Here is a 19074-nt window from a genome sequence, read left to right as displayed (position 1 = left end):
ATGATCCCGTTGTCTTTCGCGCAGCGACGGTTGTGGTTCATCAGCCGCTTCGAGGGCCCCTCGGCGACGTACAACCTTCCCTTCCTGCTCCGCTTCAGCGGCGACCTCGACACCGCCGCCCTGGAGGCGGCCGTACGCGACGTGGTGGAGCGGCACGAGAGCCTGCGCACCCTCATCGTCGAGAACGCCGACGGCGTCCCGGCGCAGGAGGTCCTCGCGCTCGCCGACGCCCGCCTGGAGATGCCGCTCGTCGAGGTGGCCCCCGAGGCACTCGAAGCCGCCATCGCCAAGGAGGCCGAGTACGTCCTCGACCTCGCCACCGAGATACCCCTGCGCCCGACCCTGCTCAAGTCCGGTGAGCGGGAGCACGTCCTCGTGCTCCTCATCCACCACATCGCGAGCGACGGCGAGTCCATGGGCCCGCTGGCCCGCGACCTCGCCACCGCCTACCGCGCCCGGCTCGCCGGCGCCGCGCCGGACTGGGAGGAACTCCCGGTCCAGTACGTGGACTACACGCTGTGGCAGCGCGAGCTGCTCGGCGACGAGAACGACCCCGAGAGCGTCCTCGCCGCGCAGGTCGAGTACTGGCGCGGCGAGCTGGCCGGTGTCCCGCAGCCGCTGCAACTGCCCGCCGACCGCCCGCGCCCGCCCGTCGCCAGCCACCAGGGCGACGGCGTCAGCCTGCACGTCGACCCCGACCTGGTCGCGAAGGTCGAACGGCTCGCGCGCGAGCGCGACGTGACCGTGCCGATGGTCATGCAGGCCGCCCTGATGGTCACCCTCCAGCACCTCGGCGCCGGTGAGGACATCGCGCTCGGCTCCACCATCGCGGGCCGCACCGACGACGACCTCACCGACCTCATCGGCTTCTTCGTCAACACCTGGGTGCTGCGCGGCGACCTCTCCGGCGCCCCGACGTTCGAGCGGCTGCTCGCCCAGGTCCAGGACAAGGCGCTCGCGGCGTACGACAACCAGGACGCGCCGTTCGAGCGCCTGGTGGAGATCCTCAACCCCGAGCGCTCCACCGCCTACCACCCGCTCTTCCAGGTCATGTTCACCTGGGAGACCGAGGTCGGCACCGCCCTCGAACTGCCGGGCCTGACCACGCGCCTGGAGATGCTGTCGACCACGACGGCCAAGTTCGACCTGGAGTTCAACTACTTCCACGACCCGGCCAAGCAGTCGATGCTGGTGTACCTGGAGTACGCCACCGAGCTGTTCGACCGGCGCACCGCCGAGGCCATCACCGAGCGCTACGTCCGCGTCGTGCGCCAGCTCGTCGAGAGCCCCGCCGCCCCGGTCACCCGCGTCGACGTCCTCCAGCCCGGCGAACGCGAGCTCGTCCTCGGCCAGTTCAACGACACCGCGACGGCCACGCCCGAGCTCACCGTGCCCGGCGCCTTCGAGAAGCAGGCGGCGGCCACCCCGGACGCCGTCGCTGTCGTGCACGAGGACACGGAGCTGACGTACGCGGAGCTGAACGCCCGCGCGAACCGGCTCGCCCGTGACCTCATCGGCCGCGGCGTCGGCCCGGAGAGCGTGGTCGGCCTGTGCCTGCCGCGCTCCGCGGACCTCGTCGTCGGCATGCTCGGCATCCTCAAGGCGGGCGGCGCCTACCTGCCGATCGACCCCAAGTACCCGAGCACCCGCCTCGACTTCATCCTCTCCGACGCCAGGCCGCACCTGATCCTCACCGACGCCGACACCGTCGGCGTGCTGCCCGAGAACCCCGAGGGCCCGGGCGGCGCCGCGCCCCGGCTCCTCCTCGGCGACGTCGACCTCGACGCCGTCACCGCCGCCGACGCGGAGCTGACCGACGCCGACCGGACCGCGCCGCTCGGCCCCGACCACGTCGCGTACGTGATGTACACCTCCGGCTCCACCGGCACGCCCAAGGGCGTCGCCGTCACCCACGGCAACGTCGTCAACGACGTCACGGGCCTCGCGTCCGCCGTGGGCGTCAAGGCCGGTTCGCGGGTGCTCGCGGGCACCTCCATCAACTTCGACGTGTCGGTCTTCGAGACCTTCACCACGCTGACCACCGGGGGCACCCTCGAAGTGGTCCGCGACGTCCTCGTCATCGGCGAGCGCGGCGGCTGGACCGGCGGCGTCGTCTCCACCGTCCCCTCGGTCTTCGCCGAACTCCTCGACCAGGTCGACGGCAAGATCGACGTCGACGCCGTCGTCTTCGCCGGCGAGGCGCTGCCCGCGGCCCTCGTGCAGCGCGTGCGCGAGGTCATCCCCGGCGTCCGCGTCGTCAACGCCTACGGCCAGAGCGAGACCTTCTACGCCACCACCTTCGCCGTGTCCGACACCGACCAGTGGCACGGCACCAGCAGCGCCCCCATCGGCAGCCCCCTCGGCAACGTCCGCACCTACGTCCTCGGCCCCGGCCTGGAGCCCGCCCCCGTCGGCGTCGCGGGCGAGCTCTACGTCGCGGGCGTCGTCGGCCGCGGCTACCACGGCCGCCCCGACCTCACCGCGGACCGCTTCGTCGCCGACCCCTACGGCCCGGCCGGGTCCCGCATGTACCGCACCGGCGACCTCGCCCGCTGGAACGCCGACGGCCGCCTGGAGTACGTCGGCCGCGGCGACGCGCAGGTCAAGGTCCGCGGCTTCCGCATCGAACCCGGCGAGATCGAGGCCGCGCTCACCGCCCACCCGGGCGTCGCCCAGGCCGTCGTGACCGTCCACCAGAGCCGCGGCAGCAAGCAGCTCGTCGGCTACGTCGTGCCCGTGGGCTCCGACGACGGCGTGGGCTCCGGCGACGTCGACAGCCTCGGCGAGCTCGACGTCGACCTGACCATGGTCGTCTCCTCGCGCGAGCTGCGCCGCTTCGTCTCCGCGCGCCTGCCCGAGTTCATGGTCCCGTCCGTCTTCCTGATGCTGGACCGCCTCCCGCTCGCCCCGAACGGCAAGCTGGACCGCAAGGCCCTGCCCGAGCCGGAGTTCACCGGCGGCCAGTACCGCGCCCCGCGCACCCCCACCGAGGAGGTCCTCACCGGCGTCTACGCCGAGGTCCTCGGCCTGGACCGGGTCGGCATCGACGACGACTTCTTCGCCGTCGGCGGCGACTCCATCCGCTCCATCCAGGTCGTCTCGCGGGCCCGCGCCCAGGGCGTCGAGGTCAGCCCCCGGCAGATCTTCGAGTGCCGCACCGTGGCCGAGCTCGCCGAGGTCGCGGCGGCCGGGGGACAGGCCACCGTCCTGGAGGAGCTGGAGGGCGGCGGCGTCGGCTGGATGCCACTGCTTCCCGCCGGGCACTTCCTGAAGGAACTGGGCGGCGGCAGCGACCGCTTCTCCATGTCGATGGTCCTCGACCTGCCCGTCGGCATCGACGAGGCCGGCCTCGTCGCCACCCTCGGCGCCGTCGTCGACCACCACGACATCCTGCGCTCGCGCCTGCTCACCGACGGCGACGGCGGCCTGGAGGTCGCCCCCGCGGGCACCGTGGACATCGCCTCGCTCGTCCACCGCGTCACCTGTGACGGCCAGTGGGACCAGGCGTGGCGCGACCTCGCCTTCGCCGAACTCGACGCCGCCACCGCCCGCCTGGACGCCGCCGCCGGCAGCATGGTGCGGTTCGTGTGGTTCGACGCGGGCCCCGACAAGCCCGGCCGCCTGCACGTCGTCCTGCACCACTTCGCCGTCGACGGCGTGTCCTGGCGCGTCCTGCTTCCCGACCTCGCCGCCGCCTGGGAGCAGATCAAGGCCGGGAGGACCCCCGCGCTCGACCCCGTCTCCACCTCCGTGCGCCGCTGGGCGCACGCCCTGGTCGACGAGGCCGCGACGCCGGAGCGCACCGCCGAGCTGGAGCTGTGGAAGTCCGTCGTCGCCGGGCCCGACCCGGTGCTCGGCAGCCGCCACCTCGACCCGGCCACCGACACCGTCGCCACCGTCGAGCACGTCGTCGTGCAGGTGCCGGTGCCCGTCACCGAGCAGCTCCTGACCACGCTGCCCGCCGCCTTCCGCGGCGGCGTCAACGACGGCCTGCTCGCCGCCCTCGCCCTCGCCGTCACCCGCTGGCGCCGCGCCCGCGGTGTCGACGAGTCGACCGTGCTGCTGCGCCTGGAGGGCCACGGCCGCGAGGAGTACGCGGTGCCGGGCGCCGACCTGTCCCGCACCATGGGCTGGTTCACCAGCATGTTCCCGCTGCGCCTCGACCTCGGCGGCATCGACGTCGACGAGGCGTTCGCGGGCGGCGCCGCCGCCGGTGCCACGGTCAAGGCCGTCAAGGAGCAGGCACTCGCCATCCCCGACAAGGGCCTCGGCTACGGCCTGCTGCGCTACCTCAACCCGGAGACCGCGGAGATCCTGCGCCGCTACTCCACCGGCCAGATCGCCTTCAACTACCTCGGCCGCTTCTCCACGTCCACGGACATGCCCGACCACCTGCGCGGCCTCGGCTTCAGCCAGGCCGAGGGCACCGCCGACATCCTCGCCGACCTGGACGCGGACATGCCCGCCCTGTCGGTGTTCGACGTCAACGCCCTCGTCCTGGACTCCGAGGAGGGCCCGCAGCTCAACGCCCGCATCGGCTTCCCCGTCGGCGTGCTCTCCGCCGCCGACGTGCGGGACCTCGCCGACCTGTGGATCCAGGCCCTCGAAGGCCTCGCCCAGCACGTGTCGCAGCCCGGCGCGGGCGGCCTCACGCCGTCCGACGTCCCGCTGGTGACGACCACGCAGGCCGACATCGAGCTGTGGGAGCGCCGCTACCCGAGCGTGTCCGACGTCTGGCCGCTCACCGCCGCCCAGTCGGGCCTGCTGTTCCACACGATGCTCTCGGACGCCTCCTTCGACGCGTACCAGATGCAGCTCGTCTTCCACCTGTCCGGCAAGGTCGAGCCCGCCCGCATGCGCGCGGCCGGACAGGCCCTGCTCGACCGGTACGCGAGCCTGCGCACCGCGTTCGTCACGGACACCGAGGGCAACCAGGTCCAGCTCGTCCTCGACGAGGTCCCGCTGCCGTGGCTGGAGTTCGACTACAGCTCCCTCGGCGACGCCGAGCGCGACGCCGCCCTGAAGAAGCTCCTCGCCGACGACCACGCCAAGCACTTCGACCCCGTCACCCCGCCGATGCTGCGGATGACCCTGGTCACCCTCGGCGAGGACCGCGCGGAGCTGGTGTTCACCGCCAACCACGTCCTGTTCGACGGCTGGTCCGTGCCGCTGCTGCTCCAGGACCTCCTTCGCCTGTACGGCTCCGACGGCGACGCCTCCGAGCTGTCCCGGGTCCGCGGCTACCGCGACTTCCTGGTCTGGCTCGACCAGCAGGACCGCGCCGAGGACACCCGCGTGTGGGCCGAGGAGCTGGCCGGGGTCGACGAGCCCACCCTGCTCGCCCCCAGCGCCCGCCCCGGCGCGGAGCCCCGCGGCATCGGTCAGGTCGACGTGCCGCTGAGCGCCGAGTCCGCCCGTGAGCTCGCCCGCCGCGCCGCCGAGCTCGGCATCACCATGAACACCGTCGTGCAGGGCGCCTGGGGCCTGCTCCTCGCGGAGCTGACCGGCCGCAGGGACGTCGTGTTCGGCGCCACCGTCTCGGGCCGTCCGCCGGTCGTGCCGGGCGTGGACCACATGGTCGGCCTGTTCATCAACACCCTGCCGGTGCGGGTGGAGTGCGCGCCGCGCGAGTCCCTCGCCGACGTCCTGACCGCGCTGCAGAACCGGCAGGGCGCGCTCCTGGACCACCAGCACTTCGGTCTCAGCGACATCCAGAACGCGGCCGGTCTGACCTCGCTGTTCGACACGATCGTCGTCTTCGACTCCTACCCCGTCGACTCCGTCGGCATCACCGACGCCTACTCGGCGGCGGGCATCGAGGTCACCGGCATCAGCCCGCTCAGCGGCACCCACTACCCGCTGATCGTCTCCGCCGACGCCGAGCCGCACCTGCGCCTCGGCCTGCAGTACCAGCACCACCTCTTCGAGCGCGCGGACGTCGAGGCCGTCGCGGCCCGCTTCCACCGCGTCCTGCTCCAGCTCGTCGAGGACCCGCGGATCCCCTCCGGCCACGTCGACATCCTGGAGGCCGACGAGCGCGAGCACGTCCTGCGCGGCCTGAACGCCACGGCCGCCGAGACGCCCGCGCTCACCATCCCCGGCCTGTTCGAGCGGCAGGTCGCGGCGACCCCGGACGCGGTCGCGCTCGTGCACGGCGACACCTCGCTGACGTACGCCGAGCTGAACGCCCGCGCCGACCGCCTCGCACGGGAGCTCATCGCCCGCGAGGTCGGCCCGGAGACGGTCGTGGGCCTGGCCCTGCCGCGCTCCGCCGACCTGATCACGGGGCTGCTCGCGGTCCTGAAGGCGGGCGGCGCCTATCTGCCGATCGACCCGAAGTACCCGAGCTCGCGTCTGGACCACATCCTGTCCAGCGCGGCGCCGAAGCTGCTCCTCACCGACGCCGACACCGTCGGCGTCCTCCCCGAGGCGGACATCCCGCGCCTGTTCCTCGGCGACGTGGACCTCACGTCCGCGACCGCCGACGCCCCGCTGACGGACGCCGACCGCGGGGCCGTGCTCAGGCCGGACCACATCGCGTACGTGATGTACACCTCCGGCTCGACCGGCACCCCGAAGGGTGTGGCGATCACCCACCACAACGTGGTGAACGGCGTGACCCGCCTCGCCGCGTCCGTGGGCATCGACGCCACGACACGCGTCCTCGCGGGCACCTCGGTCAACTTCGACGTGTCGGTCTTCGAAGCCTTCACCACCCTGTCCCAGGGCGGCACCCTGGAGGTCGCCCGCGACGTCCTGGTCATCGGTGAGCGCGGCGGCTGGACGGGCGGTGTCGTCTCCACGGTCCCGTCGGTCTTCGCCGAGCTCCTGGAGCAGGTCACCGGCGAACTCGCCGTGGACTCCGTGGTGTTCGCCGGTGAGGCGCTGCCCGCCTCGCTCGTGGAGCGGGTCCGCGAGGCCATCCCGGGTGTCCGGGTGGTGAACGCCTACGGCCAGACGGAGTCGTTCTACGCGACCACGTGGGCGCTGCCCGCGGAGGACGAGTGGGACGGCACGGGCAGCGCCCCCATCGGCGCTCCGCTCGGCAACATGCGCGCCTACGTCCTCGGTTCGGGCCTCGCGCCCGTCCCGGTGGGTGTCGTGGGCGAGCTGTACATCGCCGGCAATGTGGCACGCGGTTACTTCGGCCGCGCCGACCTGACCGCGGACCGCTTCGTGGCCGACCCCTACGGCCCTGCGGGTGCGCGGATGTACCGCACGGGCGACCTGGCCCGCTGGAACGCGGACGGCCAGCTGGAGTACGTCGGTCGCGACGACGCGCAGGTCAAGGTGCGGGGCTTCCGCATCGAGCCCGGCGAGGTCGAGGCCGCGCTCACCGCGCACCCGCAGGTGGCGCAGGGCGTGGTCGTGGCCCGGGGCACCGGCACGGCCGACAAGCGACTGGTGGCGTACGTCGTCCCGGCCGGGGCGCAGGACGTCGACACGTTCGACGTCACGGCGCTGCGGGAGTTCGTCGCCGGGAAGCTGCCCGAGTTCATGGTGCCGTCGGCGTTCGTGGTCCTGGAGCGCCTTCCGCTGGCCCCGAACGGCAAGCTGGACCGCAGGGCGCTGCCCGAGCCCGAGTTCACCGGCGCGGAGTACCGCGCCCCGCGCACCCCTCAGGAAGAGGCCCTGTGCGGCCTGTTCGCGGAGGTGCTCGGCCTGGACAGGGTCGGCATCGACGACAACTTCTTCACCGTCGGCGGCCACTCGCTGCTCGCCACCCGGCTCGTCAGCCGCATCCGCACCATCCTCGACGTCGAGATCCCGATCCGCGTCGTCTTCGCCTCGCCGACCGTCGCCGAACTCGTCGAGCATCTGACCGGCGGCGGCAGCGTCCGCGCGCAGCTGCGCCGGGCCGAGACCCGCCCCGAGTTCGTGCCGCTGTCGTACGCGCAGCGCCGCCTGTGGTTCATCGACCGCTTCGAGGGCCCCTCGGCGACGTACAACACGCCGTTCCCGCTGCGCCTGACCGGCACCCTGGACGCCGCCGCTTTCGAGGCCGCCGTCAACGACGTGGTCACGCGGCACGAGAGCCTGCGCACGCTGATCATCGACGACAGCGAGGGCGTGCCCTTCCAGAAGGTGCTGCCCGCCGCCGACGTGCACATCGACGTGCCCGTCGTCGACGTCGCCCCCGACGCCCTCGACGACGCCCTGGCCGAGGCCGCCGGATACAGCTTCGACCTGGCGGGCGAGGTCCCGACGCGGGCCACCGTGTTCCGCTGCGGCGAGGACGAGTTCGTCCTGCTTCTGCTCTTCCACCACATCGTCAGCGACGGCGTGTCCATGGGCCCGCTCTCCCGCGACCTCGCCGCGGCCTACACCGCCCGGCTCGCGGGCGCGGCCCCCGAGTGGCCCGAACTGCCCGTGCAGTACGTGGACTACACGCTGTGGCAGCGCGAGCTGCTCGGCGCCGAGGACGACCCCGACAGCGTGCAGTCCGCGCAGGTCGACTACTGGCGCGAGGAGCTCGCGGGCGTGCCCCAGCCGCTCCGCCTGCCCACCGACCGGCCCCGCCCCCCGGCCGCGAGCCACCGCGGCGCCACCGTCGAGTTCTCCCTCGACCGGGACGTGATGGACGCCGTCGAGGAACTGGCCCGCAGGCGCGGCGCCACCGCCTCGATGGTGCTCCAGTCCGCCCTGACGGTGCTCCTGCACGGCCTCGGCGGCGGCGACGACATCACGGTCGGCGCGCCGATCGCCAACCGCACCGACGAACTCCTCGCGGACCTGGTCGGATTCTTCGTCAACACCTGGGTGCTCCGCGCCGACCTGTCGGGCAACCCCACCTTCGAGGACCTGCTCGACCAGGCCCGCGACAAGTCCCTGGCCGCCTACGACAACCAGGACGTGCCGTTCGAGCGCCTGGTGGAGGTCCTGAACCCGGAGCGCTCCACGGCGTACTCACCGCTGTTCCAGGTGATGTTCGCCTGGCAGAACTTCAACCGGAACGACTTCGCGCTGCCCGGCCTCGACGTGCGGTTCGAGCGGATCCGCAACGAGAGCGCCAAGTTCGACCTGTTCTTCAACATGGCCGACATCCCCGGCTACGGCGTCGTCGGCCACCTGGAGTACGCCACCGACCTGTTCGACCACGCCACCGCCCAGGAGATCACCGACCGGTTCATCCGCGTCGTGGGCCTCCTCACGGCCGACCCCGCGCAGCGCGTCGGCGCCGTCGAGCTGGTCGAGCCCGCCGAGCGGGACCTCGTCCTGCGCGGCTTCAACGACACCGCGCAGCCGACGCCGGACCTCACGATCCCCGGGCTGTTCGAGGAGCAGGTCGCGCGGACGCCGGACGCGGTCGCGGTGGTCTTCGGCGACACGTCGTGGACGTACCGTGAACTGGACGCGCGTGCCGATCTGTTGGCGCGGGAGCTGATCCGGCGTGAGGTGGGTCCGGAGACGGTCGTGGGCCTGGCGCTGCCGCGCTCGGCGGACCTGATCGTGGGCCTGCTGGGTGTGCTGAAGGCGGGCGGCGCCTATCTGCCGATCGACCCGAAGTACCCGAGTTCGCGTCTGGATTACATCCTGTCCGACGCGCGGCCGAGGCTGCTGCTCACCGACGCGGACACCGTCGGGGTCCTGCCGGACAACGACGTGCCGAGGCTGTTCGTCGGCGACCTCGACCTGGAGCCGAAGCAGGGCGACACCGAGGTCCGCGACCAGGATCGAAGGGCCGCGCTCAAGCCGGACAACGTGGCGTACGTGATGTACACCTCCGGCTCGACCGGCACCCCGAAGGGTGTCGCGATCACCCACCACAACGTGGTCAACGGCATCACCCGCCTCGCCGCGTCCGTGGGCATCGACTCCGCCACGCGGATGCTCGCCGCGACCTCGGTCAACTTCGACGTGTCGGTCTTCGAGACCTTCACGACCCTGACCCAGGGCGGCACCGTCGAGGTGGCCCGCGACGTGCTCGTCATCGGTGAGCGCGGCGGCTGGACGGGCGGTGTCGTCTCCACGGTCCCGTCGGTCTTCGCCGAGCTCCTGGAGCAGGTCGACGGCGAACTCGAAGTCGACTCCGTGGTGTTCGCCGGTGAGGCGCTGCCCGCCTCGCTCGTGGAGCGGGTCCGCGAGGCCATCCCGGGTGTCCGGGTGGTGAACGCCTACGGCCAGACGGAGTCGTTCTACGCCACGACGTTCGCGCTGCCCGCCGACCAGGAGTGGACCGGTGCGAGCAGTGCCCCGATCGGTGCTCCGCTCGGCAACATGCGCGCCTACGTCCTCGGTTCGGGCCTCGCGCCCGTCCCGGTGGGTGTCGTGGGTGAGCTGTACGTCGCGGGCAATGTGGCGCGCGGCTACTTCGGCCGCGCCGACCTGACCGCCGACCGGTTCGTGGCCGACCCGTTCGGCCCTGCGGGTGCGCGGATGTACCGCACGGGCGACCTGGCGCGGTGGAACGCGGGCGGCCAGCTGGAGTACGTCGGCCGCGACGACGCGCAGGTCAAGGTGCGCGGCATCCGCATCGAGCCCGGCGAGGTCGAGGCCGCGCTCACCGAGCACCCGGGCGTCGCCCAGGCCGTCGTGGTCGTCAAGGACGGTCGCGGCAGCAAGCAGCTCGTCGGCTATGTGGTGCCCGCCGGTGAGCAGGTGGAGGACGTCAACGCCGACCTCGACCTGACCGCCGGAGTCTCGGTGGAGGAACTGCGCAAGTTCGCCTCCGGCCGCCTGCCCGAGTTCATGGTGCCCGCGGTGTTCGTGGTCCTCGACCGCCTGCCGCTGGCCCCCAACGGCAAGCTGGACCGCAAGGCCCTGCCCGAGCCGGAGTTCACGGCGGGGGAGTACCGGGCGCCCCGCACCGCCGAGGAGAAGGTCCTCGCCGGGGTGTACGCGGAGGTGCTCGGCCTCGGCCGGGTCGGTGTCGACGACGACTTCTTCGCCGTCGGCGGCGACTCCATCCGCTCCATCCAGGTGGTGTCCCGCGCCAAGGCGCAGGGCGTCGAGATCACCCCGCGGCAGATCTTCGAGTGCCGCACGGTCGCCGAACTCGCCGTCGCGGCCGTCGAGAACCGGCTCGCGGGCGCGGGCGCGGTCCTGGCGGAGCTGGAGGGCGGCGGCGTCGGCTGGATGCCGCTCCTGCCCGTGGCCCGCTACATGACGACCGAACTCGGCGAGAGCACCGACCGGTTCTCCATGTCGACGGTCCTGGACCTGCCTGCGGGCATCGACGAGGCGGGCCTCTTCGCGACCCTGAGCGCCGTCGTCGACCACCACGACGTGCTGCGTTCGCGCTTCCTCACCGAGGGCGAGGGCGGCCTTGAGGTCACCGCGCCCGGCACCGTCGACGTGGCGTCGCTGGTGCACCGCGTGGAGTGCGACGGCGACTGGTCGGCGCAGGCCTGGCAGCGCCTCGCCGCCGCCGAACTCGACGCCGCCACGGGCCGGTTGAATCCGGCGGCGGGGGTGATGGCGCAGTTCGTGTGGTTCGACACCGCGGGTGCGGACACGGCCGGTCGGCTGATCGTGGTGCTGCACCACCTGGTGGTGGACGGCGTGTCGTGGCGCATCCTGGTGCCGGACCTGGCCGCGGCCTGGGAGCACGTCGAGGCGGGCCGGACGCCGGAGCTCGCACCGGTGGCGACCTCGCTGCGCCGCTGGTCGCACGCCCTGACGGACGAGGCGCACAGCGAGACCCGCACCGCCGAACTCCCCCTGTGGGAAAGCATGCTGGACGGCGACGACCCGGTGCTCGGCTCGCGTCCGCTCGACCCGGCGGTGGACGTCACCGCCACGGTGGAGACCGTGTCCGTCAAGCTGCCGGTGGCGGTGACGGAGTCGCTTCTGACGACCGTTCCGGCCGCGTTCCACGGTGGTGTCAACGACGGCCTGCTCGCCGCGCTCGCCCTGGCGGTGTCGCGCTGGCGCGAGGAGCGGGGCGTGGCGGAGTCCTCCACGCTGATCCGGCTGGAGGGCCACGGCCGTGAGGAGTACATCGCTCCGGGTGCGGACGTGTCGCGCACGCTGGGCTGGTTCACGAGCATGTTCCCGGTCCGGCTGGACGTGGCGGGGCACGACGTGGCCGAGGCGTTCGCGGGCGGCCGGGCCGCCGGTTCGGTGGTCAAGGCGGTCAAGGAGCAGCTCCTGGCCGTGCCGGACAAGGGCATCGGCTTCGGTCTGCTGCGCTACCTCAACCCGGACACCTCCCGTGTCCTTGAGGGGCGTTCGACGGGGCAGATCGCGTTCAACTACCTGGGCCGGTTCTCCGCCGACGACATGCCCGAGGAACTGCGCGGCCTGGGCTGGAGCATCGCCCCCGACACCGACGCGCTCATCGCCGACCTCAACGCGCAGATGCCCGCCCTCGCCACGGTCGACTTCGCCGCGTACGTCACGGACGGCACACAGGGCCCCGAGCTCACCGCGAGCGTCGGCTTCCCGACCGGTGTCCTGTCCCGCGCCGAGGTGCAGCGCCTGGCGGACCTGTGGTGCGAGGCCCTGGACGGCCTCACCCGCCACGCCGCCACCCCGGACGCGGGCGGCCTCACGCCGTCCGACGTGCCGCTGGTCGGCGTGGAGCAGTCCGACATCGAGGCCTGGGAGAAGAAGTACCCGGGCGTCTCGGACATCTGGCCGCTCACCACGATGCAGTCGGGCCTGCTGTTCCACAGCATGCTCGGCGCCAGTGACACCGAGGGCCCGGCCGAAGCCCGCGACGCGTACCACATCCAGCTCGTGATGCACCTGTCCGGGCAGGTCGACCCGCACCGCATGCGCGCGGCGGGGCAGGCGCTGCTCGACCGGTACGCGAACCTGCGGGCCGCCTTCGTGCACGACTCCGCGGGCGAGCTGGTCCAGCTCATCGTGGACGACGTCGAACTCCCCTGGAGCGAGGCCGACCTGAGCACGCTGCCCCAGGCCGAGCGCGAGGAGGCGTTCGAGAAGCTGCTCGCCGAGGACCAGGTCACCCACTTCGACCCGGCCACCGCGCCCCTGCTGCGGATGTGCCTGGTCACGATGGACGACAACCTCTCCGAACTCGTCTTCAGCGCCCACCACGTGCTGTACGACGGCTGGTCCTTCCCCATGCTCATCCAGGACCTCCTTCGCCTCTACGGCTCCCACGGCGACCCCGCCGACCTGCCCCGCGTCCGCAGCTACCGCGAGTTCCTCGCCTGGCTCGACCGGCAGGACCGGGGCGAGGCCGCCCGCGCCTGGGCGCGCGAGCTGGACGGGGTCGAGGAGCCGACGATGCTGGCTCCCGGTGCCTCGGAGGAGCAGGGCGGCCTGGACATGGTCGAGGTGCCGCTGCCGACGGAGGACGCCCGCACCCTGTCGCGCCGCGCCTCGGAGCTCGGGATCACCCTCAACACCCTCGTCCAGGGCGCCTGGGCCCTCGCACTCGGCCAGTTGACGGGACGCCAGGACGTCACGTTCGGCGCCACCGTCTCCGGCCGGCCCCCGTCGGTCACCGGCGTCGACACCATGGTCGGCCTCTTCATCAACACCCTGCCCGTCCGCGTGACCGCCGAGCCCGGCCAGACCCTGGCCCAGCTCCTCACCGGCCTCCAGGACCGCCAGGCCGCACTCCTGGACCACCACCACTACGGCCTGTCGGACATCCAGCAGGCGACCGGGCTCAGCACGCTCTTCGACACCATCGTGGTGTTCGAGTCGTTCCCGGTCGACCACGCGGGCATGAGCGACGCCAACGCCACGGCGGGCATCGCGGTGACGGGCCTGCGCGCGTCCAGCGGTACGCACTACCCGCTGATCGTGGGCGCCGACGCCTCGCCGCACCTGCGCATGGGCCTGCAGTACCAGGACACCATGTACGACAAGGACGTGGTGAAGGGCATCGCGGGCCGCCTCGGCCGGGTGCTCCAGCAGATCGCGGCCGACCCGGAGACTCCCGTCAAGGACGTCGACGTGCTGGAGCCGGGGGAGCGGGAGCGGCTGCTCCTCACGTACAACGACACGGCCGCCGAGACGCCCGGACTCACCGTGCCGGGGCTGTTCGAGGAGCAGGTCGCGCGGACGCCGGACGCGGTCGCGGTGGTCTTCGGCGACACGTCGTGGACGTACCGTGAACTGGACGCGCGTGCCGATCTGTTGGCGCGGGAGCTGATCCGGCGTGAGGTGGGTCCGGAGACGGTCGTGGGCCTGGCGCTGCCGCGCTCGGCGGACCTGATCGTGGGCCTGCTGGGTGTGCTGAAGGCGGGTGCGGCGTATCTGCCGATCGACCCGAAGTACCCGAGTTCGCGTCTGGATTACATCCTGTCCGACGCGCGGCCGAGGCTGCTGCTCACCGACGCGGACACCGTCGGCGTGCTGCCGGACAACGACGTGCCGAGGCTGTTCGTCGGCGACCTCGACCTGGAGCCGAAGCAGGGCGACACCGAGGTCCGCGACCAGGACCGGGTGGCGCCCCTGCGGCCGGACAACGTGGCGTACGTGATGTACACCTCCGGTTCGACCGGCACGCCGAAGGGCGTCATGGTCACGCACGCCAACGTGGTCAACGGCATCACGCGCCTCGTCGAGCGGGTCGGCGGCGCGGGCTCGCGGATGCTCGCGGGCACCTCGGTCAACTTCGACGTGTCGGTCTTCGAGACCTTCACGACCCTGTCGACCGGCGGCACCCTCGAAGTGGTCAGGGACGTCCTGGTCATCGGCGAGCGCAACGGCTGGACGGGCGGCGTGATCTCCACGGTCCCGTCGGTCTTCGCCGAACTCCTCGACCAGGTCACCGGCGACATCGGCGCCGAGTCCGTGGTGTTCGCCGGTGAGGCGCTGCCCGCCGCCCTCGTGGCGCGGGTGCGCGAGGCCATCCCCGGTGTCCGGGTGGTGAACGCCTACGGCCAGACCGAGTCGTTCTACGCGACCACGTGGGCGCTGCCCGCGGAGGACGAGTGGGACGGCACGGGCAGCGCGCCCGTCGGCACCCCGCTCGGCAACATGCGGGCGTACATCCTCGGCCCGACCCTCGCCCCCGCACCCGAGGGCGTCGTCGGCGAGCTGTACGTGGCGGGAGCCGTCAGCCGCGGCTACTTCGCGCGCGCCGAGCTGACCGCCGACCGGTTCGTGGCCGACCCGTTCGGCCCTGCGGGTGCGCGGATGTACCGCACCGGTGACCTGGCGCGGTGGAACGCGGACGGCCAGCTGGAGTACGTCGGTCGCGACGACGCGCAGGTCAAGGTGCGGGGCTTCCGCATCGAGCCCGGCGAGGTCGAGGCGGTGCTCACCGCGCACCCGGACGTGGCGCAGGGCGTGGTCGTGGCCCGGGGCACCGGCACGGCCGACAAGCGCCTGGTGGCGTACGTCGTCCCGGCCGGGGCGCAGGACGTCGACACGTTCGACGTCACGGCGCTGCGGGAGTTCGTCGCCGGGAAGCTGCCCGAGTTCATGGTGCCGTCGGCGTTCGTGGTCCTGGAGCGCCTTCCGCTGGCCCCGAACGGCAAGCTGGACCGCAAGGCGCTGCCCGAGCCCGAGTTCACGGGGGTCGAGTACCGCGCCCCGCGCACTCCGCAGGAGGAAGTCCTCTGCGGCCTGTTCGCGGAGGTCCTCGGCCTGGAGCGGGTCGGCATCGACGACGACTTCTTCACCGTCGGCGGCCACTCGCTGCTCGCGACCCGGCTCGTCAGCCGCATCCGCACGGTCCTCGGTGTCGAGATACCGATGCGGGTCGTGTTCCAGTACTCCACGGTCGCGGACATGGCCGACTGCCTGACCTCGGGCAGGGAGTCGTTCAGCTTCACCGACCCGTTCGGTGTGGTGCTCCCGATGAAGACCGACGGCGACGGCGGACCCCTGTGGTTCATCCACCCCGGCGTCGGCCTGTCCTGGGTCTACCTCGGCTTCGCCACGCAGCTCGGCGACCGGCCCGTGTACGGCATCCAGGCGCGGGGCTTCGACGGCTCCGAACTGCCGGGCTCCATCGACGAGATGGTCGCGGACTACCTGGAGCAGATCCTCGCCGTACAGCCGGAAGGCCCCTTCCGACTCGTCGGCCTGTCCATCGGCGGCACCCTGGCGCACGCCCTCGCGGGCGAACTCCAGGCGCGCGGCCACGAGGTGGCGCTCCTCGGCCTCCTCGACTGCGTGCCCGCGGAGTGGTTCGCGCGGAACAACACGTCCCTGGAGATGGCCGAGGTGGAGGACGTGCTCGCCGGGTACATCCCGCACACGGGCCCGGAGAGCGACGCCGCCGACGGGGCTGAGGGCGGTGAGCGGAACTCGCTCGTGAAGAACGCGTCCGCCATCGCCGTCCGGCACACCGACATGATGATGGAGTACACGCAGCCGAAGTACCGCGGCGACGCCGTGTTCTTCAACGCGACGCTGAACCCCGACGAGACGTACGCCCCGCAGTGGGCCGCGTACATCGACGGAACGGTGGAGGAGCACGACATCCACTCCACGCACATGGGGATGTACCTGCCCCGGCCCGCGGCGGAGATCTGCCGGATCCTCAGCCGTCACCTCGACAGCGAGTAGGGAGCGGGCGGTACGTGACCCCGGAGGGGGCGGGGCCGGAAGGCCTCGCCCCCTCCGGGGTTTCCTGTGCCGGGTGCGCACAGAGGCGGCGTACAGGGCGGCGCACACAGCGAAGCGGTCCTGAGCCGCGCCTTCCGGCGCCGCTCAGGACCGCTTCAGCGGGTCGTCCAGGCCGCAGCTACGCGAGCGGGCCCGACGGGACCACCAGGTCCCGCGTGATGTCCGCGAGGGTCCTGCTCCCGGTGAGGGTCATCGCCAGGTCCAGGTCGGCGAGCAGACACCGCAGGACGTGCTCCACGCCAGCCTGCCCGTCGAGGGCGAGACCGTACAGGTACGGCCTGCCGAACAGGATCGCGTCCGCGCCCAGCGCGAGCGCCTTGACGACGTCCGTGCCGGTGCGGACCCCGGAGTCCATCAGGACCGGGACGTCGGGACCGAGGGCCGCGCGCACCGCGGGCAGCGCGTCGAGCGCGGCCACACCGCCGTCCAGCTGCCGGCCGCCGTGGTTGGAGACCACGACGCCGTCGGCGCCGGACGCGAGCGCCTTGCGGGCGTCGTCCGGGTGCTGGACGCCCTTGATGAGGATGGGCAGGTCCGTCCACGACCGCAGCCGCGGCAGGTCGTCCCAGGTGAGCGTCGGGTTGCCCGAGATCTTCGCCCAGTGCCCGACGGCCGCCATCGCCCCGCCGCCCGCGGGCAGCTGGGCCTGGAACGCCGGGTCGCTGGTGAAGTTGGCGATGCCCTGGCCGTGCACGAACGGGATGTACGCGGTGTCCATGTCGCAGGGCCGGTAGCCGAAGGTGGGGTTGTCCACCGTGACCACGATCGCCGAGTACCCGGCCGGGGCGACCCGGCGGACCAGGGACTCGGCCACCTCCGGGTCGTTCGGCCAGTACAGCTGGTACCAGCGCGGCTCGCTCCCGGCCGCCTTCGCCACGTCCTCCATGGAGTGCGAGGAGAAGGACGAGAGGACGAACGGCAGGCCGACCTCGGCGGCGGCGCGGACCGAGGCCAGCTCGCCCTCGGGGTGCGCCACCGTCTGCGCGGCCACCGGCGCGAGCAGCACCGGCGCGTCCAGGCGCCGGCCGAACAGGGTCACCGACATGTCCCGCTCGCTGACGCCCTTCCACATCCGCGGCAGCAGCCGCCAGCGCTCGAACGCCTCGCGGTTGACGTGGCCGGTCGTGCCGGTGCCCGCGTCGCCCGCTATGTAGGCGTGCGCGTGCGGCTCCAGGACCACGCGCGCCGCATCCTCCAGCGTCGTCAGGTCCGTGGACAGCTTCGGCTTCTGCCCGGAGATCCCGGCCAGGTAGATCTGCCGGACCATCTCGGCCCGGGGCGGCCGGGGCGTCCCCGCCTGCGGGGTCTGCTCGCTCATGCGCCGCCCGCCTCTCCGGCCGCCCGCGCCAGGTCAGCACGGATGACGCGGGTGAGCAGCGGGACCACCGCCGGGTCGGGCTCGGTGAGGGCGAAGTGGCCGCCGGGAATCTCCTCCAGGCGGTACTCGCCCGTGGTGTGCCGCTCCCAGTCGGCCATCTGCTCGGCCGTGTTCTTCGGGTCGTCCCGCGCGAGCAGGACCGTGAGGGGCGCCGTGATCGCGGCACCGTCCTTGGACCGGTAGCGGCCGAGGGCCTCCTGGTCGCCGCGCATCAGACGGATCATCTCGGCGACCATCTCGGGGTCGTTGAGGATGATGTCCGGCACGCCGCCGAGCCACCGGATGTGGCCGAGGATCTCCTCGTCGGAGTGCGCTCCGTCGGCGTGCGCGCGCCAGTCCGCCGAGGGCGGCCACGCCGCCGACGCGAACAGGCGGGCCAGGCCGGTCCGCTCCTGCAGGAGACGGGCCGACTCGAAGGCCACGAGCGAGCCGAAGCTGTGCCCGAGCAGGAACAGCGGCCGGTCGTCGAAGTCGGCGAGGGCGTCCACGATGCCCGTGGCGAGCGCCGTCACGTCCTCGGCGAACGGCTCCGCCCTGCGGTCCTGCCGCCCCGGGTACTGCACGGCGAGCAGCTCGACGTCGGCGGGCAGCGCCGCCGACAGCGCGGTGAACGCGATCGAGGGACCGCCGGCGTGCGGGAAGCACACCAGGCGGGCCTTGGCGTCGGGCTTCGCATGGAACGTACGAATCCATTTGTTGCGACTCATGATGTGGGTCCCGTTCCTCAGGAGCCGAGCTTGGTGAGCAGGGCGTTCAGACGGTCGGTCACGGTGTCGCGCACCGCGTCACCGAGCTGAGCCCCGGTGACCTCGGCGAACACCGACTCCAGCTTGGTGATCTCGTCGAGCAGCGCCTGCGGGTCACCGGCGGCGTCCGCGGGGCTCGCGGCCTCGGCGGTGTCCCCGGCGCTCGCAGCACCTTCTACGTAGCCCTGTTCCGCCTTCAGGTGCTCCACCAGCTCGGCCGGGGTCGGCCAGTCGTAGATGAAGGTGGCGGGCAGCTTCACGCCGGTGGTGGCGCCGAGCCGGTTGCGCAGCTCCACCGCCGTCAGCGAGTCGAAGCCGATCTGGTCGAAGGCGCCGTGCGGGTCGACGACCGCGGCGGAGGCGTGGCCGAGGACCGCCGCGACCTCCTGCAGGACCGTGTCCAGGAGCCGGTCGCCGGTGCCCGCGCTCTGGGCGGGGGCGTCGTCG

Annotated in this window: 3 protein-coding genes and 1 pseudogene; 1 reads left to right on the top strand and 3 read right to left on the bottom strand. The window is 72.5% G+C overall.

Annotated features, from left to right (window positions below):
• The gene (locus tag QUY26_RS08845; RefSeq protein WP_289944782.1) at positions 1–16443 is read left to right on the top strand and encodes an amino acid adenylation domain-containing protein; all 16443 of its coding nucleotides are present in this window, start codon (positions 1–3) and stop codon (positions 16441–16443) included.
• 178 nt (positions 16444–16621) lie between these two features.
• Here QUY26_RS08845 and QUY26_RS08840 read toward each other — a convergent pair whose 3' ends face one another.
• From QUY26_RS08840 to QUY26_RS41145, 3 genes and pseudogenes are all read right to left on the bottom strand, one after another.
• Positions 16622–17821: an alpha-hydroxy-acid oxidizing protein gene (locus QUY26_RS08840; RefSeq protein WP_289944781.1), complete on the bottom strand. Its 1200-nt coding sequence runs from the start codon at positions 17819–17821 to the stop codon at positions 16622–16624.
• Positions 17818–18588: a thioesterase II family protein gene (locus QUY26_RS08835; RefSeq protein ID WP_289944780.1), complete on the bottom strand. Its 771-nt coding sequence runs from the start codon at positions 18586–18588 to the stop codon at positions 17818–17820. The genes QUY26_RS08840 and QUY26_RS08835 overlap by 4 nt, the downstream gene beginning before the upstream one ends.
• A 17-nt stretch (positions 18589–18605) precedes the next feature.
• A pseudogene (locus QUY26_RS41145) lies at positions 18606–19016 on the bottom strand (acyl carrier protein); the annotation flags it as partial.
• Positions 19017–19074 lie beyond the last annotated feature (58 nt).

It is taken from the genome of Streptomyces flavofungini (assembly GCF_030388665.1).
Lineage (GTDB): Bacteria > Actinomycetota > Actinomycetes > Streptomycetales > Streptomycetaceae > Streptomyces > Streptomyces flavofungini_A.
This window is presented reverse-complemented; position numbering and strand designations above follow the sequence as displayed.

Excerpts from the sequence above, each read along its gene's own strand:
- QUY26_RS08840 (WP_289944781.1), bottom strand. The coding sequence starts at position 17,821 with ATGAGCGAGCAGACCCCGCAGGCGGGGACGCCCCGGCCGCCCCGGGCC.
- QUY26_RS08845 (WP_289944782.1), top strand. The coding sequence starts at position 1 with ATGATCCCGTTGTCTTTCGCGCAGCGACGGTTGTGGTTCATCAGCCGC.
- QUY26_RS08835 (WP_289944780.1), bottom strand. The coding sequence starts at position 18,588 with ATGAGTCGCAACAAATGGATTCGTACGTTCCATGCGAAGCCCGACGCC.